This is a genomic window from Wenjunlia vitaminophila DSM 41686 (assembly GCF_000380165.1).
Classification (GTDB): domain Bacteria; phylum Actinomycetota; class Actinomycetes; order Streptomycetales; family Streptomycetaceae; genus Wenjunlia; species Wenjunlia vitaminophila.
In genome coordinates, this window is sequence record NZ_KB904691.1 from 43,268 (window position 1) to 69,414 (window position 26,147).

The 26,147-nt window shown below is 74.7% G+C and carries 21 protein-coding genes; 5 read left to right on the forward strand and 16 right to left on the reverse strand.

Annotated features, from left to right (window positions below; translation table 11 throughout):
• Window positions 1-21 precede the first annotated feature (21 nt).
• From A3IG_RS0119915 to A3IG_RS0119955, 9 genes are all read right to left on the reverse strand, one after another.
• Complete coding sequence (locus A3IG_RS0119915) at window positions 22-498, reverse strand: NUDIX hydrolase (RefSeq protein WP_018385350.1); 477 nt, start codon at window positions 496-498, stop codon at window positions 22-24.
• Window positions 485-1,210, reverse strand: a complete 726-nt coding sequence (locus A3IG_RS0119920; protein WP_018385351.1) for a TetR/AcrR family transcriptional regulator — start codon at window positions 1,208-1,210, stop codon at window positions 485-487. The genes A3IG_RS0119915 and A3IG_RS0119920 overlap by 14 nt, the downstream gene beginning before the upstream one ends.
• Entirely contained in the window at window positions 1,207-2,163 is a 957-nt protein-coding gene (locus A3IG_RS30570) for an enoyl-CoA hydratase family protein (RefSeq protein WP_018385352.1), read from the reverse strand. The genes A3IG_RS0119920 and A3IG_RS30570 overlap by 4 nt, the downstream gene beginning before the upstream one ends.
• Window positions 2,160-3,842, reverse strand: a complete 1,683-nt coding sequence (locus tag A3IG_RS0119930; protein ID WP_018385353.1) for an AMP-binding protein — start codon at window positions 3,840-3,842, stop codon at window positions 2,160-2,162. Before A3IG_RS0119930 ends, A3IG_RS30570 begins: the two co-directional genes overlap by 4 nt.
• Before the next feature lie 129 nt (window positions 3,843-3,971).
• Window positions 3,972-5,174 carry an acyl-CoA dehydrogenase family protein gene (locus tag A3IG_RS0119935; protein ID WP_018385354.1) on the reverse strand — a complete coding sequence of 401 codons (1,203 nt, stop codon included), beginning with the start codon at window positions 5,172-5,174 and terminating at the stop codon, window positions 3,972-3,974.
• Window positions 5,171-7,285 carry an ATP-binding protein gene (locus A3IG_RS0119940; protein ID WP_078500761.1) on the reverse strand — a complete coding sequence of 705 codons (2,115 nt, stop codon included), beginning with the start codon at window positions 7,283-7,285 and terminating at the stop codon, window positions 5,171-5,173. The genes A3IG_RS0119935 and A3IG_RS0119940 overlap by 4 nt, the downstream gene beginning before the upstream one ends.
• Before the next feature lie 106 nt (window positions 7,286-7,391).
• Window positions 7,392-8,996 (reverse strand): acyl-CoA carboxylase subunit beta, encoded by a 1,605-nt coding sequence (locus A3IG_RS0119945; protein ID WP_018385356.1) that lies wholly within the window; start codon window positions 8,994-8,996, stop codon window positions 7,392-7,394.
• Window positions 8,993-10,720 (reverse strand): acyclic terpene utilization AtuA family protein, encoded by a 1,728-nt coding sequence (locus A3IG_RS0119950; RefSeq protein WP_018385357.1) that lies wholly within the window; start codon window positions 10,718-10,720, stop codon window positions 8,993-8,995. The genes A3IG_RS0119945 and A3IG_RS0119950 overlap by 4 nt, the downstream gene beginning before the upstream one ends.
• Window positions 10,717-11,568: a TIGR03084 family metal-binding protein gene (locus tag A3IG_RS0119955; RefSeq protein ID WP_018385358.1), complete on the reverse strand. Its 852-nt coding sequence runs from the start codon at window positions 11,566-11,568 to the stop codon at window positions 10,717-10,719. Before A3IG_RS0119955 ends, A3IG_RS0119950 begins: the two co-directional genes overlap by 4 nt.
• Before the next feature lie 325 nt (window positions 11,569-11,893).
• On the opposite strand from A3IG_RS0119955, the gene A3IG_RS30575 reads away from it, so the two are divergent.
• Complete coding sequence (locus tag A3IG_RS30575; RefSeq protein WP_407701035.1) at window positions 11,894-12,982, forward strand: O-antigen ligase family protein; 1,089 nt, start codon at window positions 11,894-11,896, stop codon at window positions 12,980-12,982.
• A 122-nt stretch (window positions 12,983-13,104) separates the two neighbouring features.
• On the opposite strand, the gene A3IG_RS30580 is transcribed toward A3IG_RS30575, so the two are convergent.
• Both A3IG_RS30580 and A3IG_RS0119970 read right to left on the reverse strand, forming a co-directional pair.
• Window positions 13,105-13,326, reverse strand: a complete 222-nt coding sequence (locus tag A3IG_RS30580) for a putative quinol monooxygenase (protein WP_018385360.1) — start codon at window positions 13,324-13,326, stop codon at window positions 13,105-13,107.
• 115 nt (window positions 13,327-13,441) lie between these two features.
• A complete protein-coding gene (locus A3IG_RS0119970; protein WP_051087567.1) occupies window positions 13,442-14,020 on the reverse strand; it encodes a hypothetical protein in 579 nt (192 codons plus the stop codon).
• Window positions 14,021-14,414: 394 nt separating this feature from the next.
• On the opposite strand from A3IG_RS0119970, the gene A3IG_RS34620 reads away from it, so the two are divergent.
• Entirely contained in the window at window positions 14,415-15,353 is a 939-nt protein-coding gene (locus tag A3IG_RS34620) for a polysaccharide deacetylase family protein (protein WP_018385363.1), read from the forward strand.
• A 30-nt stretch (window positions 15,354-15,383) separates the two neighbouring features.
• On the opposite strand, the gene A3IG_RS0119980 is transcribed toward A3IG_RS34620, so the two are convergent.
• On the reverse strand, window positions 15,384-16,193 hold the full coding sequence (locus A3IG_RS0119980; RefSeq protein WP_018385364.1) for a glutamate racemase: 810 nt from the start codon (window positions 16,191-16,193) through the stop codon (window positions 15,384-15,386).
• A 121-nt stretch (window positions 16,194-16,314) separates the two neighbouring features.
• Between A3IG_RS0119980 and A3IG_RS0119985 the strand changes: the two genes are divergently transcribed.
• A complete protein-coding gene (locus A3IG_RS0119985; RefSeq protein WP_040912012.1) occupies window positions 16,315-16,875 on the forward strand; it encodes a cysteine hydrolase family protein in 561 nt (186 codons plus the stop codon).
• Window positions 16,876-17,002: 127 nt separating this feature from the next.
• Here A3IG_RS0119985 and A3IG_RS0119990 read toward each other — a convergent pair whose 3' ends face one another.
• On the reverse strand, window positions 17,003-18,388 hold the full coding sequence (locus tag A3IG_RS0119990; protein WP_018385366.1) for an MFS transporter: 1,386 nt from the start codon (window positions 18,386-18,388) through the stop codon (window positions 17,003-17,005).
• Window positions 18,389-18,656: 268 nt separating this feature from the next.
• Here A3IG_RS0119990 and A3IG_RS0119995 point away from each other — a divergent pair, with 268 nt between their 5' ends.
• On the forward strand, window positions 18,657-19,826 hold the full coding sequence (locus A3IG_RS0119995) for a glycosyltransferase (protein WP_018385367.1): 1,170 nt from the start codon (window positions 18,657-18,659) through the stop codon (window positions 19,824-19,826).
• A 168-nt stretch (window positions 19,827-19,994) separates the two neighbouring features.
• Here A3IG_RS0119995 and A3IG_RS30585 read toward each other — a convergent pair whose 3' ends face one another.
• Window positions 19,995-21,248 (reverse strand): helix-turn-helix domain-containing protein, encoded by a 1,254-nt coding sequence (locus A3IG_RS30585; protein WP_018385368.1) that lies wholly within the window; start codon window positions 21,246-21,248, stop codon window positions 19,995-19,997.
• Between the two features lie 104 nt (window positions 21,249-21,352).
• Window positions 21,353-23,260, reverse strand: coding sequence for an AMP-binding protein (locus A3IG_RS0120005; RefSeq protein WP_018385369.1), 1,908 nt, complete (start codon window positions 23,258-23,260; stop codon window positions 21,353-21,355).
• Between the two features lie 271 nt (window positions 23,261-23,531).
• Here A3IG_RS0120005 and A3IG_RS30590 point away from each other — a divergent pair, with 271 nt between their 5' ends.
• Entirely contained in the window at window positions 23,532-24,653 is a 1,122-nt protein-coding gene (locus A3IG_RS30590) for an AraC family transcriptional regulator (protein WP_018385370.1), read from the forward strand.
• Here the strand turns inward: A3IG_RS30590 and A3IG_RS0120015 are convergent.
• A complete protein-coding gene (locus A3IG_RS0120015; protein ID WP_158676921.1) occupies window positions 24,641-25,894 on the reverse strand; it encodes a class-III pyridoxal-phosphate-dependent aminotransferase in 1,254 nt (417 codons plus the stop codon). The genes A3IG_RS30590 and A3IG_RS0120015 overlap by 13 nt on opposite strands.
• Between the last annotated feature and the right edge of the window lie 253 nt (window positions 25,895-26,147).

Below are 26,147 nucleotides of genomic sequence, written 5' to 3' on the forward strand. Positions count from 1 at the left end.
CGGCCGGTGACGGCGGGACGGCTACGACAGGGGGGCCCGGAACCACGCCGGGCCGTCGCCGGCGGCACACGCGATCACGGCCAGGCTGCGTTCGCTCAGTTTCGGGAGCGCGTCCAGGGCGAACCAGCCGACCTCGAGCGACTCGTCGTCGGCCACCCGGGCCTCGCCGGAGACCGCCCGGCAGCGGAACACCACGCTGAGGAACTGCGCCAGGTCCCCGTTGGGGTAGTTGACCTCCTCACTGGTCAGCACCGCGACCAGACGTTCCACCGCCACCCGTACGCCGGTCTCCTCGAGCACCTCCCGCGCCGCGGCGTCGGCCGGCTGCTCACCCGGTTCCACGATGCCGCCGAGCACGGCCCAGTTGCCGGTGTCACTGCGGCGGTTCAGCAGCAGCCGGCCCCGGTCGTCGAAGACCAGGGCCGTCACGCCGGGCAGGAAGAGGAGCTGGGAACCCACCTGGGTCCGCAGCTCACGCACGAAGTCAGGTGTCGCCATGGTGGCACCCTACCCACCCGCCCGGCCCTCCCCCGGTCAGGACGTCGCGGGGCAGGACGTCCCCTGGCGGGGACCCGTGCAGGGCGCCGTGCAGGGTGCGGGCCCACTGCCGCACCACCCGCGCACGGCGCCCGCTGTCGTCGGTGAGGAGCCCGGCCAGCCCCAGGCCCCGGGCGAGGTCCAACGTGGCCTGCACCGACTCCCGCACGCCCGGCCGGGACTCGTCCGCTCCCAGGAACTCCACCGCGGCCCGGTGCGCCTCCCGTCCGACCCTGGCCTCGAGGTCCGTCACCCGGGGACGGGGACGCTCGTCGTTGGTGGCCGCGACCCACAGTTGGAGGGCGGCCCGGAACAACGGCCCGGTGTAGAGCTGGACCAGCATCTCCACCACGGCCTCGGTGCGCCGCGGACCCGCCGGGGGCAGGGACGCGGCGTGCGCCCGCACCGTGGCCAGGCGCCGCGCGGCGACGTCCTCGACCGCGGCGGCGAAGAGTTCCTCACGGGTCCTGAAGTGGTGCTGCGCCGCGCCGCGCGAGACCCCGGCGCGCTTGGCGACCACGGACACGGTGCTGCCGTTCCACCCAAGTTCGGCGAGGCACTCCACGGCGGCCTCGAGCAGCCGGCGCCGGGTGGCCCGGCTCCGGTCCTGTTTGGGTGCCCTGGCCGGTGGGGGGTCACTCTCGGGGACGGCGCGGACCGCGTCGGCGGTCACCTGGGGCCGGTCCGGTCGGTGAGCCCGTCCGGTCCGGCGGCGGGGTCGGCGCGCCGCGCGGCGTCGGGAGGGGAGGCGGGGGCCGCACGGTGGGCTCCGGAGACCTGGCCCCGGTCCGCGTCGTCGCCCTCGTCCCCCCGCTGGTGCCCCTCCCGAGCAGGGCGCGACCAGTCCGGCTGCCGTCGTTCCAGGAACGCGGTCATCCCCTCGATGGCCTCGGCGGTGGCGAACAGCCGGGTGGAACGGCGCAGGAAGTCCTCGACGTCCCGGTCGAAGGCGCGCAGCACCTCCTCGGCGACCATCGCCTTGGACTCGGCAAGGCCCTGCGGCGAGGCCCTGCGCAGGCCGTCGAGCACGGGGGCCAGGGACTGGTCCACATCGGTGGCGGCCTCGGTGACCAGGCCGATCCTGGCGGCCTCCGCGGCGTCGAACCGTTCCCCCGTCAGGTAGTAGCGGGCCGCGGCGCGCGGCGCCACCCGGGGCAGCAGGGGCAGCGAGATCACCCCGGGGGCGAGGCCCAGCCGCGCCTCGGTGAAGGCGAACGTGGAACGGGGCCCCGCGATGGCGATGTCACAGGCCCCGACGAGGCCGAGTCCCCCGGCCCGCACGTGCCCGTTGATCCGGGCGATCACCGGCTTGCGCATGGCGACCATGGAACGCAGCAGCCACGCCAACCGGCGCAGCGCGTCGGCCGTACCCGACTCCGCGGCGCCGCGGCGCCGGCCCCCGTTGCGGCCGGTGGCCTCGCTGAGGTCGGCCCCGGCACAGAAGACGTCGCCGGCGTGGGTGAGCAGCACCGCCCGCACCTGCGGGTCCCACGCCGCGGCGGAGAGGTTCTGGTCCAGCGCGGTCATCATCCGGAAGGACAGGGCGTTGCGGTTGGTCGGCGAGTCCAGGGTGAGGACGGCGATGCCGTCCTCGTCGGTGCGCCGGACCAGCGGATCGGCCGTCATCGCTGCCCCAGGGTGGAACGGGTGCCGGACGCCTGCTGGGCCCGGGGCCGCTCGGGCGTGGTGTCGTTCCCGGGGTGCCGTTGCCGGCCCGGCGGCCGGGTCCTGGCCCGGGCGCGCAGCTCCCTGCGCAGGATCTTGCCGGAGGCGGCCTTGGGCACCGCGTCGATGAACTCGACCGCGCGGACCTTCTTGTACGGCGCGACCCGGTGGGACACGTAGTCGATCAGTTCCTCCTCGGTCAGGTGGACCCCGTCCCTGGTGACCACGTACGCCTTGGGGACCTCGTTCCCGTCGTCGTCCAGGACGCCGATGACGGCGGCGTCCGTCACCCCCTCGTGGGTGAGCAGAACCGCTTCGAGCTCGGCGGGGGGAACCTGGTACCCCTTGTGTTTGATCAGTTCCTTCACCCGGTCCACCACGTAGAGGTAGCCGGCGGCGTCCACCCGGCCGACGTCGCCGGTGTGCAGCCAGCCGTCGGCGTCCACCATGGCGTCGGTCTCCTCGGGCTGTCCGAGGTAGCCCTTCATCACCTGGGGTCCGCGCACCAGGAGTTCACCGGTCTGGTCCACCCCGAGGTCCAGGGCGGGATCGTCCACGGAGACGATGCGCATCTGGGTGCCGGGCAGGAGCTTGCCCACGGCCCCGGGGGGCGGGCAGGGGTCGTCGAAGGCGATCAGGTGGCTGCCGGGGGACAGCTCGGTCATGCCGTACGCCTGTCGGACGCACGGCACTCCGAGCCGGCGGGCGCAGGTCACGGACAGCTCCGCGTCGAGCGGCGCCGCGGCACAGACGATGGACTTCAGGCTGGACAGGTCGTAGTCGTCCACCACGGGGTGCTTGGCCAGCGCCAGCACGATCGGGGGGGCCACGGACAGCCGGTTGATCCGGAACCTCTCGATCGCGGAGAGGAACGTGCGCAGTTCGAACCTGGGCAGCAGCACCACCGTGCCGCCCTGGCTCAGCGGGGTGTTGAGCAGCGCGGTCAGGCCGTAGATGTGGAAGAAGGGAATCACGGCCAGGTGCCGGTCGCCGGGGTCCGGGTGGTGCGCCGCGTCCACCTGGACGAGGTTGGTGGAGATGCTGCGGTGGGTGAGCATCACCCCCTTGGGCGCCGCGGTGGTGCCGGAGGAGTACGGCAGGACCGCGACGTCCTCGGCCGGGTCGAACGTCAGCTCGGGTTCGGCGGCGGTGCAGGACAGCAGGTCGGCGAGGCTCCGGTACCCCGGCGCCCCGTCGCAGACCAGGACCTCGGGTAACGGGTCGGCCCGCTCGCCGAGGAGTTCCACGGCTGCCAGCGCGGTGGGCAGCAGCCCGGAGACGGTGGCCAGCCAGCGGGCCGAGCTGTCCCGCAACTGTTTCGCCAGGTCCTCCGCGGTGGCCAGGGCGCTGGCCAGGGTGACGGTGGCGCCGGCCCTGGTCGCGCCGTAGAACACCGTGGGGAACGCGAGGGTGTTGGGGCTGAACAGCGCGAGCACGTCACCCTTGCGCAGTCCTGACGCGGCGAGCGCGGCGGCGACCCGCCGGTGGTCATGGTCGAGTCGGGCGTAGCTGACGGTGGTGCCGTCGGTGCCGTCCACCAGGGCCGGCTGGTCCCCGAGGGCCGACGCGCCGTTCAACACGAAGTCGTGGATGGTCTGGTCGACCACGGACACATCGCCGTACTCGCTGCGGAACACCATGACCGCTCCTTGTCGCCTGTGGCGGCTCACCGCGGTGGCTCGCCTGTGCTGACGTGCCTGTGCGACGTGCGTGTACTGACGGGTACCGCAGGGTCGGCGATACCGGCCGGAAGTGCAGCGTGCCATCCCTCAGTAGGACTTGGGGAGTCCCAGGGTGTGCTGGGCGACATAGTTGAGGATCATTTCCCGACTCACCGGGGCAACTCGGGCGGCCCGTGATCCCACCAGGAGGGCCCCGACGCCGTACTCGGCGGACAGACCGTTCCCGCCGAGGGTGTGCACCGCCTGGTCCACGGTCCTGACGGCGGCCTCGGCCGCGGCGTACTTGGCCATGTTGGCGGCCTCCCCGGCCCCGGCGTCGTCACCGGCGTCGTAGAGGTAGGCCGCCTTGCGGGTCATCAGCCGGGCCAGCTCCAGCTCGATGCCGCACTGGGCCAGCGGGTGGGCCACCGCCTGGTGGGCGCCGATCGGGGTGTCCCAGACCTGGCGGGTACGGGCGTACTCCACGGCGCGCCGCAGCGCGTAGCGGCCCATCCCCACGGAGAACGCCGCGGCCATGATCCGTTCCGGGTTGAGCCCCGCGAAGAGCGGGCCCAGACCCGCGCCGGCGTCGCCGACCAGCGCGTCGGCCGGCAGTCGCACCTCGTCGAGGAAGAGCTGGAACTGCCGTTCAGGGGCGGTCAGCTCCATGGGAATGGGCCGGTACTCGAAGCCGGGGGCGTCGCGCGGGACGACGAACAGCGCAGGCCGGAGCCGCGCTCCGCGCCCGGCCTGAGGGGACTCCCCCCCGGTGTCCGCCACCCGGCCCACGATCAGCACGGCGTCGGCGGCGTCCACCCCGGAGACGAACACCTTCCGGCCGGTGAGCACCCAGTCGTCGCCGTCCCTGCGGGCCACGGTGGTGAGGCGGTGCGCGTTGGACCCGGCGTCCGGCTCGGTGATGCCGAACGCCATCAGGCGGGTGCCGTCGGCGAGGCCGGGCAGCCAGCGGCGGCGCTGCGCCTCGGTGCCGAAGCGGGTGATGACGCTCCCGCAGATCGCCGGGGAGACCACCAGCATCAGCAGCGGGCACCCCACAGAACCCAGTTCCTCGAGGACGATGGTCAGCTCGGTGATGCCGCTGCCCCCGCCGCCGTACTCCCGGGGGATGTTGACCCCGAGGTAGCCCAGCTTGCCGGCCTCCCGCCACAGTTCCTCGGTGCGGCCACCGGTCCTGGCGGCGGTGAGGTAGTAGTCGGGCCCGAAGCGGCGGCCGAGGTCGCCGACGGCTCGGCGCAGCGCCCGGTGCTCCTCGCTCTCGACGAACACGGTGTCCATGGGGTGGGTGCTCATGTGTCTGCCTCCTGATGGGCCGCCCGGGAGTGCTCGGCTGGGGGTGCGGGCCGGTCGTGGCCCGGGGACGGGACGCGGGGCGCCGTGGTCGCCGGGTCCTGCGCCGCGCCCCGGGGCGGGGGCGTGGCGGCGGTGTCCCGCGGGGTGACCACGGCGAGCGGAGCACCGAGGTCCACCTGTTGTCCCGTGCGCACCAGGACCTCGGTGACGGTGCCGGTGGCCGGTGCGTTGATCTGGTGCTGCATCTTCATCGCCTCGAGCCACAGCAGGGGTTGCCCCGCGGTGACCCGGTCGCCGGGCGCCGCGGCGACCCGGGCCACCGTGCCGGGCATCGGTGCCAGCAGGGACCCGGGGGTGGTGGGCGGTTCCGGGTCGGGGAACCGGGGCAGGGCGGTGAGGGCCACCGCGCCCAACGACGATTCCACGTACACCTGTTCGCCGTGGACGGTCACCTCGAAGGCCCGGCGGACCCCCGCGGACTCCAGCACGACCCGGTGCGGCGCCAGGTCCAGCAGGCGCACCGACGGGTGGTCCTCGGCGGCGAGGCCGGCCCGGGTGAGCCGGTAGCGGACCTCGTGCTCGGTGGCCGCGGAGCGGTAGCGCTTGTGCGCGGGAGCCGAGGGGACGTTCCGCCACCCACCGGGCAGGGTTCCGAGCACGGGGGCGGCGGCGCGGTTGGCGGCGGCGTCGGCCAGGGCCGCGGCGAGCGCCGAGAGTCGTTCCGCCTCCTGCTCGGCGGCCGGACGGGAGGTCAGCGTCCCGTGGTGGCGGTCGAGGAACCCGGTGTCCACCCGACCGGCCAGGAACTCGGGGTGGCGCAGGGCCCGCACCAGCAGTTCGCGGTTGGTGGTGGGGCCGTGCACCCGGGCGCGGGCCAGCGCGTGGGCGAGCCGGCGGGCGGCGGCGTCGCGGGTCGGTGCCCAGGCGATGACCTTGGCGAGCAACGGGTCGTAGGACACCCCGACGGTCTCGCCGTCGGTGACCCCGGCGTCCAGGCGCAGCCCGTCGGGGCCGGCCGCGGCCGTGCCCCCGGGCGCGCAGGCGAACCGGGCGGTCACTCCTGGGACGTCCAGCCGGTGCAGCACCCCGGGGCTGGGCCGCCAGTCGCGGGCCGGGTCCTCGGCGTAGAGGCGGACCTCGACGGCGCAGCCGCGCGGGGCGGGTGGCGCCGGCGGCAGGGCGTGGCCCTCGGCCACGAGGAGCTGGAGTTCCACCAGGTCAACGCCGGTGACGCACTCGGTGACCGGGTGCTCCACCTGGAGCCGGGTGTTCATCTCCAGGAAGGAGAACCGCCCGTCGGGGGCGAGCAGGAACTCGACGGTTCCCGCCCCCGTGTAGTCGGTGGCCCGGGCGGCGGTGACGGCGGCGCGGTGGAGCCGCCGCCGCACCTCGTCGGACAGGCCGGGTGCCGGGGTCTCCTCGAGGACCTTCTGGTGACGGCGCTGGAGCGAGCAGTCCCGCTCCCCCAGCGCCCACACCGTCCCGTGGGTGTCGGCGAGGATCTGCACCTCGACGTGCCGGGCCCGTTCCACATAGGGCTCACAGAAGACCCTGGGATCGCCGAACGCCGCCTCGGCCTCGGCGCCGGCGGCGGCCAGGGCGTCCGGCAGCGCGTCGGGGGTGCGCACCACGCGCATCCCGCGCCCGCCTCCCCCGGCCACCGCCTTGACCAGCAGTGGCCAGGAACCCTCGGGCACGGCGGCCGGGTCCACGGCGTCCAGCACCGGCACCCCGGCCTCCGCCATGATCCGTTTCGCTTCCGTCTTGGCGGCCATCGCGGTCATGGTGTCGGGGGCGGGACCGACCCAGATGAGGCCGGCGTCGATGACCGCGCGGGCGAACTCGGCGTTCTCAGCGAGGAAGCCGTAGCCGGGGTGGACCGCGTCAGCCCCGGCGGTGAGCGCCGCGCCGACCAGTGCGTCGACCCGCAGGTAGGTGTCGGCGAGGGCGGTGCCGGGCAGTCGGACCGCGGCGTCGGCCTCCGCGACGTGGGCGGCGTCGGCGTCGGGGTCGGCGTGGACCGCGACCGTGGACACACCGAGCCGGCGGCAGGTGTGGGTGATCCGGCGGGCGATCTCGCCCCGGTTGGCCACCAGCAGCGTGGAGATCATCGCCATTCGCTGTCCCCCAGTGAAGACCGTGCGGCCCGGTGCGGGCCGGGATGGGTTCCCCGGATCCGAAGACCCGTTGAGCTCGTCAAGGCGGTGCAGGTGGGTGTCACATCCGGAAGACCCCGAAGCCGCCGCGGACCCCGCGCACCTCGGCGCCGTGCACGGCCGACAGGCACAGCCCGAGCACGGTGCGGGTGTCCCGGGGGTCGATCACCCCGTCGTCGTAGAGCCGACCGGACAGGAACAGCGGCAGCGACTCGGCCTCGATCTGCTGCTCGACCGCTGCCCGGACGGCGGCGTCGGCGTCCTCGTCGTACGGCTTGCCGCGGGCGGCGGCGGACTGTCGGGCGACCAGGGAGAGCACCCCCGCGAGCTGCTGCGGGCCCATCACCGCCGCCTTGGCGCTGGGCCAGGCGAACAGGAACCGCGGTTCGAAGGCCCGCCCGCACATGCCGTAGTGCCCGGCTCCGTAGGAGGCCCCGAGCAGCACCGACAGGTGCGGCACCCGGCTGTTCGCGACCGCGTTGATCATCATCGCGCCGTGCTTGATGATGCCGCCCTGCTCGTACTGGCGGCCGACCATGTAACCAGTGGTGTTGTGCAGGAAGACCAGCGGGATGTCCCGCTGGTTGGCGAGCTGGATGAACTGCGCCGCCTTCTGCGACTCCGGGCTGAACAGCACTCCCTGGGCGTTGGCGAGGACCCCCACCGGGTGGCCGTGGACGCGCGCCCAGCCGGTGACCAGGCTCGGCCCGTAGAGCGGCTTGAACTCGTCGAAGTCCGAGCCGTCCACCACCCGGGCGATCACCTCCCGCGGGTCGAACGGCGCCTTCAGGTCCTCCGGGACGATGCCGAGCAGCTCGTCCTCGTCGTACCGGGGCGGTCGCACCGGCGCCGGGGACACCGGTGGGCCGGCCTTGCGCCAGCAGAGCCGGGCGACGACCCGCCGGGCCTGCCGCAGCGCGTCCGGCTCGTCCACCGCGAAGTAGTCGGCGAGCCCGGAGGTGCGGGCGTGCATCTCGGCGCCGCCCAGCGACTCGTCGTCGGACTCCTCCCCCGTCGCCATCTTGACCAGGGGCGGACCGCCGAGGAACACCTTGGACCGCCCCCTGACCATCACCACGTGGTCGGACATCCCCGGCACGTAGGCGCCCCCCGCGGTGGAGTTGCCGAAGACGACGGCCACGGTGGGGATCCCGGCCGCGGACAGCCGGGTCAGGTCGCGGAACAGCGCCCCGCCGGGGATGAAGATCTCCTTCTGGCTCGGCAGGTCGGCGCCGCCGGACTCCACCAGGTTGACCAGGGGAAGCCGGTTGGCCAGGGCGATCTCGTCGGCACGCAGTGCCTTGCGCAGCGTCCAGGGGTTGGTGGCGCCCCCGCGGACCGTCGGGTCGTTGCCGGTGATCATGCACTCCACGCCCTCGATGACCCCGATGCCGGTCACCAGGCCGGCCCCCACGGGGTACTCGCTCCCCCAGCCGGCCAGCGGCGACAGCTCGAGGAACGGGGAGTCCGGGTCCAGCAGCAGCTCGATGCGCTCGCGCACCAGCAGTTTGCCGCGCCCCCGGTGCCGTTCCACGTACCGGGGACCTCCGCCGCCGACCGCCGTGGCGTGCTCCGCCTCGAGGGCGGCCAGCCGGTCCAGCGCGATCCGCCGGTTGGCGGCGTACTCGGCGCCGTTGACGTCCAGGGCGGAGCGCAACACCGTCACAGCAGCACCTCCGGGATGTCGAGTTCGCGGGCGCGCAGCCACTCGCCGAGCGCCTTGGCCTGGGGGTCGAACCGGGCCCGCGCCGCGGCGCCCTCGCCGAGGAGTCCGTCCACCACGAAGTTCACCGCCCGCAGCCGGGGCAGCAGGTGGCGCGACACCGGCAGGTCCGCGGTCTCCGGCAGCAACCGGCGCAGCGCGGGCACGGTCAGCTCGTGCGCCAGCCAGCGCCAGCCCGGGTCGTCCCGCGCCCACACCCCGACGTTGGCCGCGCCGCCCTTGTCGCCGCTGCGGGCCCCGGCGACGAGGCCCAGCGGGGCGCGGCGGGTGGGACCGGGTGGCAGCGGCGCCGGGAGCGGCGGGGCGGGCAACGGCGACGGGTCGGGCGGGGCGGTGCGCGGGGGCGGGGCCACCGGGACCCGTTCCCCGTCGGGGAGCACCACCGTGTGCGGCACCGACGCGGCGTCCACGTACCGGGCCAGGAACACCCCGTAGGGGCTGGCCGCGGCGGGCGGCGCGAGCAGGTGGAAACCGGGGACGCTGGCCAGCCCCAGTTCCACCGCCGCCCCGCTCACGGCCCGGCCGACCACGTCCGGGTCCTGGTCACGCACCACCAGGCGCAGCACCGCGCTCGCCGCCTCCTGCACCGGTGCGTCGGGGTGGTCGGTCCTGGCCAGCGTCCAGCGCACGTCGGCCGGGCGGCGCCCGGCCAGCGCGGCCTCCATCTGCGTGCGCACCAGCTTCGCCTTGGCCTCGACGTCGAGTCCGGTGAGCACGAACGCGACCTCGTTGCGCCAGCCGCCGAGGGCGTTGAGACCGACCTTGAGCAGCGGGGGCGGCGGCTCCCCGCGGACCCCGCTGATCCGCACCCGGTCGGGGCCCTGCTGGGTGAGCTCGACGGTGTCGAGCCTGGCGGTCACGTCAGGCCCGAGGTACCGGGGGCCCGCGGTCTCGTAGAGCAGTTGGGCCGTGACGGTGCCGACGGTGACCGCGCCCCCGTGGTCGGGGTGCTTGGTGACCACGCTGCCGCCGTCCTCGGCGATCTCGGCCAACGGGAACCCGGGGCGGAGCATCCGTTCCCCCGGGAGGTCGGTGAAGAACGCGTAGTTGCCGCCGGTCGCCTGGGCCCCGCACTCCAGGACGTGCCCGGCGACCACGGCGCCGGCGAGCCGGTCCCAGTCGTCCGCGGCCCAGCCGAAGTGCGCCGCCGCCGGCCCGCAGACCAGCGCCGCGTCGGTGACCCGCCCGGTCACCACCACGTCCGCGCCGGCCCGCAGCGCCGTGGCGATGCCCTGGCCCCCGAGGTAGGCGTTGGCTGCGAGCACCCGCTCGCCCCAGCCCCTGGCCAGCAGGTCGTCACCCTCCACGTGGGCGATCCGGGAGGGCACGCCGACCCGCGCGGCGAGGTCCCGCAGCGCGCCGGCGAGCCCGGCGGGGTCGAGTCCGCCCGCGTTGACCACGATCCGCACACCGCGGTCCGCGGCCAGCCCCAGGCCCTCCTCCATCTGCCGGAGGAACGTCTTGGCGTAGCCGCGCCCGGGACCTCCCGCGGGCCCCGGCCTGTCCCGGTCGCGGGCCAGGATCAGCATGGTCAGCTCGGCCAGGTAGTCACCGGTGAGCACGTCCAACGGACCGCCGGTGAGCATCTCGCGCACGGCGTCCAGCCGGTCACCGTAGAACCCCGAGGCGTTGCCGACGCGTAACGGGGCCGGGCCGCCCGGGGTCACCCGGCACGCTCCGGTGCCTGTCCCCGGTCCTCCCGCGGTCCCGCCGCGTGGTCCCCGACGCCCACGGGCCCCGGCGGCCGTCCTCCGCCGGGAGGGCCGGCGAAGGCCTGGGCGATGTCGAGCCACCGGTCGGCGTCCCGGCCGTGCGCCGTGACCGCCAGGTCCGCGCGGTGCCGGCGCTGGGTCACCAGCAGGCAGAAGTCCAGCGCGGGACCGGTCACCCGCTGCCCCGCGTCCTGCGGCCCGAACGCCCACAGGCTCCCGTCGGGTGCCGTCAACTCGATCCGGAACGGCTCGCTGGGAGGGGACGCGCCGCGCACCAGGTAGGCGTAGTCCCTGGTCCGCCACCCGATCCTGGCCACCTGCCGGAGCCGGGCCGTGGCGGTGCGCCGCCGCCCCAGCGCGTCGGCGACGTCCTGGCCGTGCGCCCAGGTCTCCATCAGCCGGGCGGTGGCCACCGAGGCGACGCTCATCGGCGGGCCGTACCAGGGCACCCGGGTCCCGGGGCTGGCGGTGCGCAGTGCCCGGTCCACGGCCGTCCTCGACTGGCGCCAGCGGCGCAGCAGCGCGGCGGGGTGTTCTCGGGCGCCGTCGTTCGCCGCGTCGTCCACGAAGGTCCGGGACCGCCGCAGGTCGTGTTCCGCCCGGGCGCGGAAGCCGTCGGGGTCCGTCAACGCCAGCAGGGTCACCTCGTCGGTCCAGGCGAGGTGGGCGATCTGGTGGGCGACCGTCCAGCCGGGGGACGGCGTCGTCAACGCCCAGGAGGCCGGTGCCAGCGGCGCCACCAGCGCGTCCAGTTCGTCGCCCTCGGCCGTCAGGTCGTCCAGCACCGCTGTGGGGTCCGCCACGGCTCAGTCCTCTCCTGGACCTCGCGTCGGTCGCGCGTCGCAGCACAGGGTGGCAGTGGTCCAAGAAACAATCAAGCACGCTTGCATGCTTCTTGGGTACCGTCACAACTCCAGCAGACCGTTCCGGTTGGCCGAAACCCGTGCCGTGCCCGCCCAGAGCACTCATGGTTTCTGCGCGGCATGTCCACATCCGTGCCAGTCACCCGTTACCGTGTGCCCACCCGATCCGCGCACGGCGGCCTTCGGCCACGGACCGGATTGCGGGGGCAAGTCCGGGGAACGGTGGCACTTTCCCCGGGTCGCATGGTGTCGGGGGGTCGGACGGATGCCGGTGGCAACCGGAAGTATGCCGTCGTCGCACGAACAGAACAGCAACGCACCCGACCTCGTCGGGGCGGCGTTCCTGGTGTGCTGCGCCCTGTGGGCGCTGATCAGCGCGGCCGGGCGGGACGCCAGGCCCGAGGGGTTCCTGCTGGCGCTGCTCGCCGTGGTGGCCGGGTACGCGGCCGGTCGGATCGCCGGCGCGGTGCTGCCCCTGGCCGCCCCGGCGCTGGCGGCCTTCGCCGTGGTCGCGGTCGTGGGCTGCGTACCGGACGGCCTGTCCGGGGAACCACTGGCCCCGCCGCTGGGCTACAGCAACGCCAACGCCGCCCTGCTCACCCTCGCCGCGGGCGCCGCCTGCTGCGCGGCCTGGGCGACCAGGATCACGCCGCTGCGCCTGGCCCTGCGGCTGCTCGCGGTGACCGCGGCAGGCATGTCCCTCGCCCTGGGGTCGCTGGCCGGGGGCGCCGCGGCGTTCGGCGTGGTGCTGTGCTCGCTGGCCGCGGCCCGGGTGCGGCGCCGGCTGCTCGGCCTGGCCGCCCTGGCCCTGTGCTCCGCGGCGGTGGTGACCAGCACCTTCCTGGTGGGGGCCGACCGGATGCCGGAGCCGGACGTGGTGCGCACCCAGCTCACCGAGGAACGGGTGAGTCTGTGGCACGACGCGGTCGCGTTGGTGGAGAAGGACCCGCTGCGCGGAGTCGGCCCGGACCGTTTCGGCCAGGAGAGCCCCGCGGCCCGTGGCGAGGCCGACGCCGACAAGGCCCGCTCCGCGGGGCTCCAGCAGGCCGCCGAGCAGGGCGTCCCCGGGGTGCTCCTGCTGAGCGGCGCCTACCTGTGGACGTTCTTCGCGCTGTGGCGGTCCGGTCGTTCCACCCCGGTGGTGCTGACCGCGGCGGCGGCGCTGACCGGCCTGGCCGCCCAGGCCAGCGTGGACAGCGTGCTCAGCTACGCCGCGGTCACCTCGGGCGCCGGTCTGCTCGCCGGGATGGCGACGGCCAGGCGGCTCACCGACGAGCCCGCCGACGAGGACGAGCCGGGCCCCCGGTCGGAGCCCGACCGGCTGCCCACCTCCGCGGGCGGCTGGTCGCCGTGATCACCGGCGGACGTCCGCGCCCCCCGGGGGCGCCGGCGACGAGGAGCGGCTCCGCCTGCTGGGGCACGGCTCCGGCCGGACCGGGGAGGCCACCCGACCGGCACGCACCGCGGGGAACCGGCTCAGGGGCCGAGTCCCGCCCCGCCCAGCGGTGTCAGCTCGGTCCTTTCCGGCGGCCCGGCCAGCAGCGGCGTCGCCCGCTCGACGAGTTCCCGCACACCCCGCGCCGCAAGCGACGCCTCGTGGTCCTCGGCGCTGCGCCAGATCTCGGTCACCCACACCGTGTCGGGCTCCTGCGGTGAGACGTTGACGACGTACGCCTGGCAGCCCCGGGCCCCGTCCATCAGGCCGGCGGCCTCCAGGAGGAGAGCTCGGCCAGTTCGTCCCGCCGTCCGGGGCGGGCCACGAACCTCACGTACAGGCCGAGCGCGTCGCTCACCCGTCCACTCCGTCCGCGGCTCAGACCGCACCGGGGCTGGGGCGGGAACCGGGTGGGTGCGGGGCGTGACGACGGAGCCTGGCCTGGATCGCCCGGACCGCACCGGCCGCGTCATCCACCGTGACGGTGAACTCCCGGCCGCCGCCCAGCTCGAGCACGATGCCCTCGCCCCTCCGGACCACCACCGCGGTGCCCTTCTCCGGGCGCCAGCGGTACCCCCAGCCACCCCAGTGGCACGGGGTCACCTTGGCCTGTCGCACGGCGGCGACCTCTTCCCAGCGGAAGCGGCAGCGCGGCAACCCGAAGTGGCCGCAGCGCACCTCCAGCCCGTCCCGGTCGACCCTGACGGCCACGTGCACGAAGGCCAGCGTTCCGGCGAGCACCAGGAGGCCGGCGGTGAAGCAGCCCGCGACCGACATCACCCAGGGGGTGATGTTCCCCTCCCAGGTGTAGCCGACGACGAGCACGATGCCGAGCGCGAGGCAGGCGGCACCCACGACCGCGAGCAGCCACTGCACCCGACTGGTCGCACGGCCCGTCCACACCTCGGCGGTGTCTTTGGGGAGAGCCTTTCCGGCTCCACCACGGAGCTGGTTCATACTTCGCAGCGTAACCGGACGCCGGTTCGGACGCCGCTGGACCTCACTCCCGCGGTGGACGCCCCGGCCCGGCGGAGCCGCCCCGGCGACGCCCGGACAAGTCGGGACCCATCCAGCGGAGTTCCGGTCGTCCCGGGCGCTCCACGGCCCCGTTGGGGGCTCCCACGCCGTACGGCCGGACGGCGGTGTCCCGAACCAGGTCCGACACACCACGCCCATATTGGGCCGAACGGGTGAATTCTCCCGGGCCCGCTCCGGACCGGCCCCGTCGGACACCCCTCCTGTCCAAGGCCAGCGACACCGGAGAACCGTTCGATTCATTCGAAGGCGACCTCCCCGGACCGGTGGTCCCCGCGGTACCTTGAGCGGCGCTGACCCAGGGAGGGGGAACCTCTTGCCGGAGTCCACCGTGGCCAGGCCCAGGCGGCGCAGACACTGGGACGTGGCGCTGCGCATCTCACCGGCCCAGCCCTACTTCCGCGCCCGGTCCTCGAACCGCCTCGCGGTGCTCGCCTACCCCGGCGTGGAGGACCCGGGGCGGTTCACCGCCCAGCTCGACCGGCTGCGCCAGGTCGCGAACCCGGTGGGCCTCACCGAGGTGGCCGAGGCCGTCGCCACGGGCCGGTCACTCCCCGCACACAGCGTGCTGCTCACCTTCGACGACGCCGGCCGCTCCCTGGTGGAGCACGGCCTGCCGCTGCTCGCCGAGCGGGGCATCCCCGCGGTGGCGTTCGTCGTCGCCGAGCTGATCGGCACCGACCGACCGTTCTGGTGGCACGAGGCCGAGTTCCTGGTGCGCAACGGCGGGCGTGCCCGCGGCCTCGCCGGCACCGCCCCGACCGCGGCCGTCGGGATCATGCGCCGGATGCCCGACCCGGACCGCCGCAGGACCCTCCAGGAGCTACGGGTGACCGCCCGCCGGCCGGCCCCGCCCCGGCGCCAACTGACGGTGGCGGACCTGCGCCGACTGGCCGAGGCCGGGGTGGAGATCGGCAACCACACCCTGGGCCACGCCTGCCTCGACCAGTGCGACGAACACACCGTGCGGACCGAGATCGCCGAGGCCCACCAACTCCTCACCTCCTGGCTCGGCACCCCGCCACGGGCGTTCGCCTACCCCCACGGCACCGCGGCGCCACCGGCCCAGGACCAGCTCAGGCGCCTCGGCTACCAGGCGGCGTTCCTGTTCGACCACCGGCTCGCCGACGGCCGCCCGTCGCATCCCCTGCGGATCAGTCGGCTCCGCATCGACTCCGCGGTCTCCGTCAGCCGACTGGACACCGTGCTCTCCGGCCTCCACCCGGCGCTGCACCGGCTCCGCGGCGGAGCGTGACCGCCCCGGGCCCGCGTCCGTCCCCCAGGGTCAGCACGCACGGTCCCCGGCGGGGCCGACGGCCCCGGCACCGACCACCCCGGAGACGAGTACCCGCCCCTCCGGGTAGGCCAGGGCCCGTCGCGGCAGGACCCCGGTCCGGCCGCTGAGCAGCACGGACACCGAGCCGGCGCCGCGGGCCCCGGGCTCCCGCAGCCGACGCAGCGCCTGACCGGCGACGGCCTCCGCGGAGCCGTACAGGACCACCGGGGGGCCGCCCGGCCGCTGCACCGCGGCCCGGATCTGCTCCGCCACCAACTCGTAGTGCGTACAGCCGAGCACCACCGCCCGCACCCCGACGGGGGTGCGGGCAGCCGCCACCGCCACGGCGTCGGCCACCGCGTCGGGGTCCGCGCGGTCCACCGCGTCGGCGAGGCCCGGGCAGGCCACCTCGGTCACCGGCACCGTCGCGGCGAAGTCACTGATCAACCGCCGCTGGTAGGGGCTGCCGGTGGTCGCCGGGGTCGCCCAGATCGCCACCGGACCGCCCGACGCCGCGGCCGGCTTGATCGCCGGAACGGTGCCGACCACCGGCAGGCCGGGTTCGAACTCGTCCCGCAGCGCCGCCAGCGCGTGCACCGACGCGGTGTTGCAGGCGATGACCACCGCGTCCGGCCGGTGCGCCGCTGCCGCCCGCACGCACGCCAGCACGTGCTCGCTGACCTCCCGCGGGGCACGCGGCCCCCAGGGCATGCCGTCCGGGTCGCAGGACAGCACCAGGTCCGCGTCCGGCCGCAACTGCCGCAGCGCGGCGGCCGCGGGCAGCAGCCCCAGCCCGGAGTCAATAAGCGCGATCTTCACAGAACCACTTTATGTGGTGCCCGCCGAAGCCGGGGGCGGGAGGCCGATCAACGCGGTGACCGAGGTGACGGCCGCCGCCGTCCCTGTCGCCGACCAGCGGGTAAGCCGCTACGGTGAGCCGGTGCCTCACACCCCCGCGCTCCTCGTCATCGACATGCAGAACGCCCTGGTGGCCATCGCGCACCGGGCCGCCGAGACCGTCGCCGTGATCAGCGGGCTCCGCGAACGGGCCAGGGCCGCGGGCGTACCGGTCGTGACGGTCCAACAGCAGGATGACGAACTCGAGGTCGGGACCGAGCGCTGGCGGGTGACCCCCGAACTCGCCCCCGACGCTGGCGAGACCGTCGTGCACAAGACCAGCCCGGACGGTTTCCTCGGCACCGACCTCGACAGGACCCTGAGGGCGCTGGGGGTCACGGAGGTGGTGGTCACCGGGTTCGCGACCGAGATCTGTGTCGACACCACGGCGCGGCAGGCGCTGAGCCACCAGTACGACGTGGTGCTGGTCGCCGACGGGCACACCACCTCCGTCCGGCCCGAGACCGGCGAGTACGCCTCGCCGAACGACTCGATCGCGCACCACAACGAGATCTTCCGGCACCTCGGCTTCCCGGGGCGGAGCATCCGGGTGCTGCCCGCGTCCGAGGTGGACTTCGCAGCCACTCGGGAGCCGCGCCGGTAGGCGGTTCCTGCGGGCATCGGCTCGGGCACCGCCCGGTGACGGTCAACGGTGTGGCGCGACGGTCCCAGAGAAACGATTCGGCTCACGCGCTCCGAGTTCACGCGCTCCGAGCTCACGCCCTCCGAGCTCACACGCTCCGGGCGCGGGCGGCCAGCAGGGCGGCCAGGACACACGGCGCGAGCAGCAGCCCGAAGGCGGCGCCGTAGCCGACGGCGTCGGCCGCCCCACCGCCCAGGAACACGTTGAACAGTGCGGAGGAGAAGCCCAACACCGCTATCTGCCCCAGGTTCTGGGTGGTCTGCATCGCGCTGCTCGCGTGGCCCTGCCGGCCGGGAGGGCTGTGGGTGAGGGACAGCACGGTGAGCGAGGGGGCGAACATCCCCATGCCGACTGCCGCGACGACCATCGCTGACGCGGCGGTGTACGCGGGCGTCGCGGGCAGCGTCCCGGCGATGGCGAGCACGACGGCCGCCGCCTGCACGATCGCGCCGGCCGCCACCAGGCGATGGCGCGGGGAGCGCTCCAGCAGGCGGCCCTGTACCCAGGAGGAGCCGGCCCAGGCCACGGCGGCGCCCGTGAAGGCCAGGCCGATCACCACGGGAGGAGCGTCCCGTTCGGTGATCAGCAGCAGGGGCACGTACGCCTCCAACGTGAAGAACACCCCTGAGCCCAGGCCGCGGAGCAGGACCGTGGCCGGCAGGCCGCGTTCGGCGCGCCACGTACCCGGCGGCAACAGCCGTGAGGCGAACGCCGTCACCAGGACCAGCGCCCCCGCCGTGCACAGCAGGTGGCGCAGGTCCCAGCCGGAGACGCCGTACTGGCCCAGCGCCGCTCCCAGGCTCACCGCCGTCGCAACCACGAGCGCCGGGCGCGGCGCCCCTTCTCCCGACGGTGCGGGCACGACGCCCCAGGAGGGTCCGCGCAGCACGACCGCCACGGCCACGGCGGGCAACACCGTGATGCCGGCCAGGCCGAAGAACACCGCGCGCCAGGACCACCACTCGGTCACCAGCCCGGCCAGCGGCGGACCAACCAGCGAGGGGACGACCCAGCAGGCGCTCATCAACGCCAGGACGCGCGGGCGCAGGCGGTCGGGGTAGGCCTGACCGATGGCGGCGTTGACGGACACCGCGACCATCCCCCCGGCCAGCCCGTCCAGGAAACGCCCGGCGGCCAGGTGCCAGATGGAGGTGCTGGCGGCCGAGACCAGCAGGGTGACCACCGCGAGCACCATTCCCGCCGCCAGCGGACGGTGCGCCCCGGCGCGGTCCGCCCAGTGACCACCCAGGACCCCACCCAACAGGCTCGCGGCCACGAAGCACCCCGCAACCAGCGGGTAGAGCGACACCCCGTCCAGGTCCTGTGCGGCCGAGGGCAGGGTGGGCACCACGGCCAACGCGGCGAATCCGGTCAGGAACATCACCGCGGCGAAACTGACAGTGGCTGGCGCGTGGGTTCCGGAGAACAGTCCCCCGGTCGCTTCCCCCCGCACCGGTGCGTGGTCAGCGGTCATCGACGCGTCGTCGGAGACCGCCGCGGTCGGTTCTGCGCGGGCGGGCGAGCCACTCGGTGGGTCTTGGGGCACGAGCGCACAAGCTACGGGGGCACGCTACCGGACGCCACCCATTTGGGGGCCGTCAGAGCCCCGGCGGCGGAGCGCCAGCCGGCCCCCGGCGCCCGGCAGGTCGGACGCCGCACGGGCGGGCGGTCACGGGGGATCACCGGCCACCGACGGCGAGCGCCCACCAGAGGAGGGAGAACCGCGAGACACTGCGGCAGTGATGTTCGCTGCCGTGGTGACCGCCGTGTTGTCCCTGCTCGCCTGGGTGTGGCTGACCCTGTGCCAGGGGGGGTTCTGGCGCACCGACGTGCGCCTGCCGCCGCGGGACGGCCCCGCCGGAGGGTTGCGGGAGTGGCCGTCGGTGACCGTGGTGGTCCCGGCCCGGAACGAGGCGGGGGTGCTGCCGGTCAGCCTCCCCTCGCTGCTCGCGCAGGCCTACCCGGGGCGGGTGCGGGTGGTGCTGGTGGACGACAACAGCGACGACGGCACCGCCGAGCTGGCCAGGTCGCTGGCCGGGCGGCACGGCGGGGTGCCGCTGGAGGTGGTGGCGCCCGGTGAGCCGGAGCCGGGGTGGACGGGGAAGCTGTGGGCGGTGCGGCACGGGGTGGCACTGGCCCGTTCCGAGTTCGTCCTGCTGACCGACGCCGACATCGCGCACGAGCCGGACTCCCTGGCGGAGTTGGTCTCCGCCGCCGTCCGCGCGGACCTCGACCTGGTCTCGTTGATGGCCAGGCTCCGGGTGGTGACCGCCTGGGAACGGCTGGTCGTTCCCGCGTTCGTCTACTTCTTCGGCCAGTTGTACCCGTTCCGCTGGGTGAACCGGCCTGGTTCCCGGACCGCCGCCTGCGCCGGCGGGTGCGTGCTGGTGCGGCGCGCGGCGCTGGAGCGGGCGGACGCCCCTGCGTCGATCCGGCACGCGGTGATCGACGACGTGGCGTTGGCCCGGGCGGTGAAGCGCAGTGGCGGCCGGATCTGGCTCGGCCTGGCGGACCGGGTGCACAGCGTGCGGCCGTACCCGGGCCTGGACGAGCTGTGGCGGATGGTGGCGCGCAGCGCCTACGCGCAGTTGCGGTACCGGTTGTCGCTGTTGGCCGCGACGGTGCTGGGGCTGGTTCTGGTCTACCTGACGCCGCCGTTGGCGACGGTCGCCGGGGCGCTGTCCGGGGACCGGGTGCTGTTCGGGGTGGGGGCCGCGACGTGGCTGCTGATGTCGGCGACCTACCTGCCGATGCTGCGCTACTACGGTCGGACGCCGTGGTACGCACCGCTGCTGCCGTTCACCGCGGGCCTGTACCTGGTGATGACGGTGGACTCGGCGGTGCGGCACCACCGGGGCCGGGGCGCGGCGTGGAAGGGGCGCACCTACTCGGCGCCCAGCGGAACCACCTGAAGCCGGTGCGGCACGGACCTCCACCGCCACGGGCCGGGCGGTGTCCCCGGGCCCGGCACCGCCGAGGTCACGGGACCGCGGGACACGTCCCCGGCGGTCGGCCCGCGGGGTGTTCCGCCCTGCCGGTCGGTCGGTCGCCGGGCACACCCCGGGGCGCCGCCCGGGCGGTCAGTGTCCCGTGGAGAGCAGTTCGTGGGCCTGGAGTGCCAGGGAGAGCTCCACCAGGTCCCTGGGCACCGACAACGACCGCCTGGTGAGCCGTTCCAGGCGGCGCAGCCGGTTCAGGACGGTGTTGCGGTGGCAGTACAGGGCGGTGGCGGCCCGGGACGAGGCGCCGTCAGCGTCCAACCACGCCTTGAGGGTGGCCAGCAGCAGGTCGCGGTCGGAGGGCTCGAGGGCCAGCACCGGGGCCAGGGTGCGCTGGCTGAGTTCCCCGGCCAGGTCGGGGCGGACCACGAGCAGCGCGGCGGGGAGTTCGTCGGCGAGGCAGGCCGCCCCCTCACGGGAGGTGACGGTGCGGGCGGCGAGCTCAGCCAGCCTGCGGGCGGTGCCCAGTTCGCTGAGCCCGGAGACGTCGAGGCTGACGCCGGTGCACCGGCCGGGGGCGGTGGGCAGGGCGTCCACGAGCGCCGAGGGCGCCGTCTCGCCCAGGACCGCGAGGCCGATGGCGCACTCGCCGTGCATGCGCCAGATCGTCCGCACCCCGGCGACGCGGCCGGGCAGTTCTGCGGCCACCACGGGACCGCCGCCCGGCGCGGGCCGTTCCACCACCACGGCGTACCGGCCGTGCTCGGGCAGGGCGAGCCCCCGGGCGACGGCGGAGCAGAACGCCGGGTCGGACTCGCCGTTGAGCAGCGTGTCCAGCAGGCTCCCGAAGGCGCCGACGCGGCCGTCGCCCGACCCGGCCTCCGCCTCGGCCGCGCGGAAGGTGCGCACGGCCGCCGCGCAGTGCAGGTCAACGATGTTCCACACGTCGTCGACGAGGAGTGCCGAGGGGGAGCTGGCGAGGTCCTCTTCGGCGGCCCACCGCATCAGGGCCAGGCACAGCACCTGGCCACCGGTGTGGTAGGCGCGCAGCATGGAGTCCAGGGGCACGCCCTGGCGGGCTCTGGCGTGCCCGAGTTCGCTGGCCCAGTCGCAGGTGGCCGCGCGTTCCTCGGGGCGGACCCGGAAGGCCGCGAGTCCCCTGCTGAGCGACCTGTCGATCCACGGTGCCAGTTCCCCGGCGGGGAACCTGCTCCCCCGGTACGCCTCCTCGGTGGAGCGGAGCGAGGCCACGACGCGTTGGGTGAGGGTGGACCTGTGGGAGCTGAGGGTGCGTAGGCCCCGGTCCCGGAGCGCCGCCGCACGGGCGGGGCTGAGGCGGTCGGAGGGCGCTTCGGGGACCGCGGTCACGGCCGCGGTGGCTCGGTGGGTCGGCATGTATACCTCCTCGTCATCGACGGGACCGGCGACGTTCGTGGCGCTTTCCTGTTCCGTGGGTGGCGGCGACGGCCGGTTGCGGACGCGCCGGCCCTCGTGGTGGTTCAGGCCGGGTCGGGCCGGCCGACGGGTCCCGTGGTCCGCGTTGTCACCGGGAGGCCGGCGAGGGCGTCGAGCAGGGCCTCTTGGGTTCGGCCCGCCCCGGTGTCCGGTGTGAGGGTCAGGACCACCTGGCCGGTGTTCTCGGTGGTCGCCCCGAGTTCGACGGCGACGCCGGGGAACCGGTCGGCGAGGAGCTGTCGGGCGGCGCGGACGGCGGCGTCCTCCCGCAGCGGCACCTTGTTCACCTTGCCGACGGGGGTGACGGGCAGGGCCGGCAGGACCCGGACGTCCTTGGGCACCGCGGCCCGTTCGACGGTGTGTTCCCGCGCCCAGGCGAGGAGTTCCTCGCGGGTGGTGTCGGCCCCTTCCGCGAGCTGGACGTACGCCACCGGAACCTCACCGCTGTGCCGGTCGGGGCGGCCGACCACGGCGGCGGCCACCACCCGGGGGTGGGCGAGCAGCGCGTCCTCCACCGGCGCCGGGTCGATGTTGTGGCCGCCGCGGATGATGAGGTCCTTGGCGCGTCCGGTGAGGAACAGCCAGCCGTCCTTGAGGGTTCCGAGGTCACCGGTGTCCAGCCAGCCCTCGGCGTCCACCGTGTCCCGGGGTCCACCGCCCCAGTAGCCGGCGAAGACGTTGGGCCCCTTGATCTGGACGCGTCCTGGTTCGCCGGCCGCGGCGACGGCTCCGTCCCCGCCCAGGACCCTGATCTGCTGGTAGGGCAGCCGCAGCCCCACGGTTCCGGGCGGCGGGGCGTCGGCGCAGGCCGGGGTGAGGGCGGTGACGCAGGTGCCCTCGGTCAGGCCGTACCCCTGGAACACCGGGGTGCCGCAGTGCTCCTCGAACCCGCGGCGGACCGCGTCGGGCAGCGGTGCCGCGCCGGAGTACACGCAGCGCAGGCTCGACAGGTCCGCGCCCTCCGGCACCGGGATGCGGGTCAGCGCGGAGAGCACCGTCGGCACGGCGCTGAACGTGGCGATCCGGTGGTTCTGCACCAGTTCCCAGAACCCGAGCATGGCTCCGGTGTCCCGGAAGCCCTCCGGGCCGAGGAAGACAACGTGGAGGCCGGAGAACAGCGGTCCGAGGCCGGTGGCGTGGACCGCGTTGACGTGGAACGGGGGCAGCCCGCAGAGCATCACCTCGCCCGGCGTCAGCTCGAGCCCGAGGGTGAGCGCCCAGGCGGTGTACACCTCGTTGCGGTGCCGGTGGGCGGCGAGCTTGGGGCGTCCCGTGGTGCCACCGGTGTGGAACAGCGCGCAGACCTGGTCCTGGTGCGGGGGGACGACCGGTGCCGCGGTCTGCTCCGGGGCGACGCGCTCCAGCGGCAGGACCGGCACCGGCCAGCGCGGTGCGGGGCCTGGCTCCTGGGCCCGGGGACCGGCTCCCGGAAGGGTGTCCACGGTGAGGACGGCCCTCAGCTCGGGCAGGTCGCCGGCGATGTCGGCCAGGTGGGCGTGGCGGGCGGGGTCGGCCTGGTGCGACGGCACCACCAGGACGTGGGTGCCCGCGGTGCGCAACAGCGACCGGAGGTGATCGCTGGCCAGCGCGGGGTTGACCGGGTTGGCCACCCCTGCGGCCTGGGCCCCCCACTGGCCGGCCATCACCCACGGCCCCTGGGAGAGCAGCAGGGAGGTCACCGGACGGGCCACGTCGCCGGCGACCGCACTGATCGTCCTGGCCACGCGGGTCACCCGGTCGGCGAGGGCGCGGAAGGAGAGGACCTCCACCGGCTTCCTGCCGCCGGTGGCCAGATACGTGTGCGCGGGCGCGTCGCCGTAGCTGGCCGCGGCGGCCAGCAGCAGCTCGTAGGTGGTTCCCGGCAGTCCCCACCGCTTCAGTGGCTGTTCCTCGATGCGGGCCAGGTCAGCGGGGTGGCGGACGACCGGGCGGGCCGCGATCCCCTTCGGCACGACACCCTCCGCCGTCTGTTGTGCACCCCGCGCACGCTGGGTGGTCACAAGCGAGGGTTGACGGGCCGGATCGGCCATGGTGACATCCTTTCGTGAACTGACGGGAAGTTGAGGCTAAGTGAGCGAGCCCTGGCAGCCCCATGCTCATAGCGGCCAAAACATTGACCGTGGCGGCCAGCGGCCGGACCGGGGAACCCGGCCGGTCGTCATCCCCCCGGTCGGTGTCGCTTCTGTTCGGGTGCCCACACGGCTCGGACGGGAAGGAGCGGAGATGGCGGGCCCAGGTGCGGGTGAGCCGTTAGCCGGACCCGCGCTGGGCCGACTCCACCTGCTGGGCACCGCCAGTGCGCACGAGATGGTCCAGACCGCCCACGAGCACGGGGTGCCCTGGCACCGCAGCCTCCGGGACACCGGAATCGCCCCCTCGCAGTTGGGCGACGCCACCGGCACCATCTCCATGGGGCAGGAACTGGCCCTGGGCGGCAACCTGGTCAGCGATCTGTCGCAGGTACCGGGCCTCGGTTTGTCCATCGGCGCCCGCTACCCGCTGACCATGTACGGCGTGTGGGGGCTCGGCCTGCTCGCGGCACCCACCCCCCGGCAGGCCGTGGCGTTCGGGCTGCGGTACGTCAACCTCTCCTACGCCTGCTGCGCGCTGAGCGCCACCGAGTCGGGCGGCGAGATGAGGATCAGGATCGACGCCACGGCACTGCCCGAGCAGACCCGGCGTTTCTTCACCGAACGGACCCTGGGCGCCGTGGTCAGGCTCCTCGACGACCTCATGCCCGACGGCGGCTGGCTGCGCTGGGTGAGCCTGGCCGGCCCCGGTCCCGACGAGCCCGAGCGGTACCACGAGACGCTGGCCGCCCCCGTGTCGTTCAACCGCCCGAACACCGAGGTGCGGGTGGACTCCCGTGCCCTGGACCGGCCCCTGCCGTTGGCCAGTGAGCCGGCGTTCCGGCTGGCGGAGCAGCAGTGCCGGGAACTGCTCACCCGGCGCAGCGTGCGGTCCACCCAGACCACCGTGGTCCGTGAGTACGTGCTCCAGCAGTTGCCGCACGGCCCCGACATGGCCGGTGCCTCGGCGGCACTGCGGATGAGCGAACGCACCCTGCGGCGCCGGCTCGCCGAGGAGGGGACGTCGTTCAGCGCGATCCTGGACGAGGTGCGCAGGACCCGGGCGGAGAGCCTGCTCGGCGAGGGCATGCCGGCCACCCAGGTCGCGCGGCGCCTGGGGTACACCGAACCGGCGGCGTTCACCCACGCGTTCAAACGCTGGACCGGGCGGTCCCCCCGGTCGTACGGGACGACGGCGACCGAGCCGCCCGGGGCCGCGCCGCCCGCGCGGCCGGCCGGCGGAACCCGGCCACCCGGCCCGGTTCACCACGCGTAACGCAGGTCCCTGGCGAGTGCCGCCGCGGCCTCGCCGACCGCGTTGACCACCCAGTCGACCTCGGCGTCGGTGAGGGACGCGGGGGGACAGAGCCGGACCACCGCGCTGTCCCCGAGGCACTGCCCGGCCAGCACCCGCCGGTCCAACAGCCCCTGGGTGAACCGTCCGGCCAGGTGTGCGTCCGCCAACTCCACACCGAGCAGCAGCCCCTGGCCCCTGACCCCACGCACCTGGTACGGAACGACCGGCCGCACCGCGCAGGACAGCCCGTCCAGCAGCCGCTTGCCCAGGTGTTCCGCCCGGGCCGGGACGTACTCGCGGTCCATGACCTCGAGGGTGGCGGTGACCGCGGCCATGCCGAGCGGGTACCCGCAGAACGTGGAGGCGTGCAGCAGCGGGTCCCGGCCCATCGGGGCGAACACCTCCTCGGTGCCGACCACGGCGCTCACCGGCACGCAGCCGCCGCCCAGCCCCTCCCCGGTGAGCAACAGATCGGGCGTCACCCCTTCGACGGCGCAGCCCCACCAGGCGCCGAGCCGACCGAGGCCGGTGTGGATCTCGTCCACCACCAGCAGCGCGCCCGTCCGGTGGCACGCCTCGGCGACCTCCCGCAGGTACCCGGGCGGAGGCACCCGCACCCCGCCCTCGGCCTGCACCGGTTCGACCACCACGCAACAGCCGCCGCCCCCGTCCTGGGCGAGTGCCCGGCGCACCGCGGGGACGTCCCCGTACGGAACGGTGACCACCTCCGGCCGTACCTGGTCCCCGGTGGTCCGGGCCGCGGCGCCCTGGTCGCGGCCGACACCGCGAGGTCCGCCGGTGACGGCACCGCCCAGCGTCATGGCCAGGTAGCCGCCGTCCATGGTGATGACGCGCCTGCGGCCCAGCGCCCAGGCCAGCCTCCGGGCCGTCCGCACCGTCTCCGCCCCGGTGCAGCCGAAGTGCACCCGGTCCAGACCCGGGGGGCAGATGGCGGCGAGCCGGCGGGCGGCGTCGGCCAGTTCACCGGAGAGCAGCGTTCCGGTGGCCACCGAGTGGCGGTCGAGCTGTCGGTGCAGCGCCTCGAGCACCGCCGGGTGCCCGTGCCCCAGGGGGAAGACCCCACTGCCCGAGCAGTCCAGGTACTCACGCTGGTCGACGTCCCACACCCGGGTGCCGGCCGACCTCGCCTCCACGGGGACCACCCGCCGTGCCGCGGTCCTCGCCGTCGCGCTGCCGACGTGCCGTTCGTACCCGTCCACCACTTCGTGCCACGGCCAAACAGAATTCCCCCGCCTCATCGCTGCGCCTCCTGGTCCTGGCCGGTCTTCGGAGAATGCATTACAGGGCGTGCAGGCTCGGATCAGCGTAGGTCGTCGCCCTACTCCCCTCAAGCCAGGAAACGGCAAAGTCACCGGACGCGGAGCCCCGGAACCGTCACCTCTCAGCAGTGGCCAGTATGCACAACACGACAGCGACCGTCACGGCGCCCGACGGGACACTCCACTTCGGCAG

Excerpts from the sequence above, each read along its gene's own strand:
- A3IG_RS30570 (WP_018385352.1), bottom strand. The coding sequence starts at position 2,163 with ATGACGGCCGATCCGCTGGTCCGGCGCACCGACGAGGACGGCATCGCC.
- A3IG_RS0119915 (WP_018385350.1), bottom strand. The coding sequence starts at position 498 with ATGGCGACACCTGACTTCGTGCGTGAGCTGCGGACCCAGGTGGGTTCC.
- A3IG_RS0119935 (WP_018385354.1), bottom strand. The coding sequence starts at position 5,174 with ATGAGCACCCACCCCATGGACACCGTGTTCGTCGAGAGCGAGGAGCAC.
- A3IG_RS30590 (WP_018385370.1), top strand. The coding sequence starts at position 23,532 with ATGGCGGGCCCAGGTGCGGGTGAGCCGTTAGCCGGACCCGCGCTGGGC.
- A3IG_RS0119995 (WP_018385367.1), top strand. The coding sequence starts at position 18,657 with ATGTTCGCTGCCGTGGTGACCGCCGTGTTGTCCCTGCTCGCCTGGGTG.
- A3IG_RS0119990 (WP_018385366.1), bottom strand. The coding sequence starts at position 18,388 with ATGACCGCTGACCACGCACCGGTGCGGGGGGAAGCGACCGGGGGACTG.
- A3IG_RS0119940 (WP_078500761.1), bottom strand. The coding sequence starts at position 7,285 with ATGATCTCCACGCTGCTGGTGGCCAACCGGGGCGAGATCGCCCGCCGG.
- A3IG_RS0119930 (WP_018385353.1), bottom strand. The coding sequence starts at position 3,842 with ATGGTGTTCCGCAGCGAGTACGGCGATGTGTCCGTGGTCGACCAGACC.
- A3IG_RS30585 (WP_018385368.1), bottom strand. The coding sequence starts at position 21,248 with ATGCCGACCCACCGAGCCACCGCGGCCGTGACCGCGGTCCCCGAAGCG.
- A3IG_RS30575 (WP_407701035.1), top strand. The coding sequence starts at position 11,894 with ATGCCGGTGGCAACCGGAAGTATGCCGTCGTCGCACGAACAGAACAGC.
- A3IG_RS0119970 (WP_051087567.1), bottom strand. The coding sequence starts at position 14,020 with ATGAACCAGCTCCGTGGTGGAGCCGGAAAGGCTCTCCCCAAAGACACC.
- A3IG_RS30580 (WP_018385360.1), bottom strand. The coding sequence starts at position 13,326 with ATGGACGGGGCCCGGGGCTGCCAGGCGTACGTCGTCAACGTCTCACCG.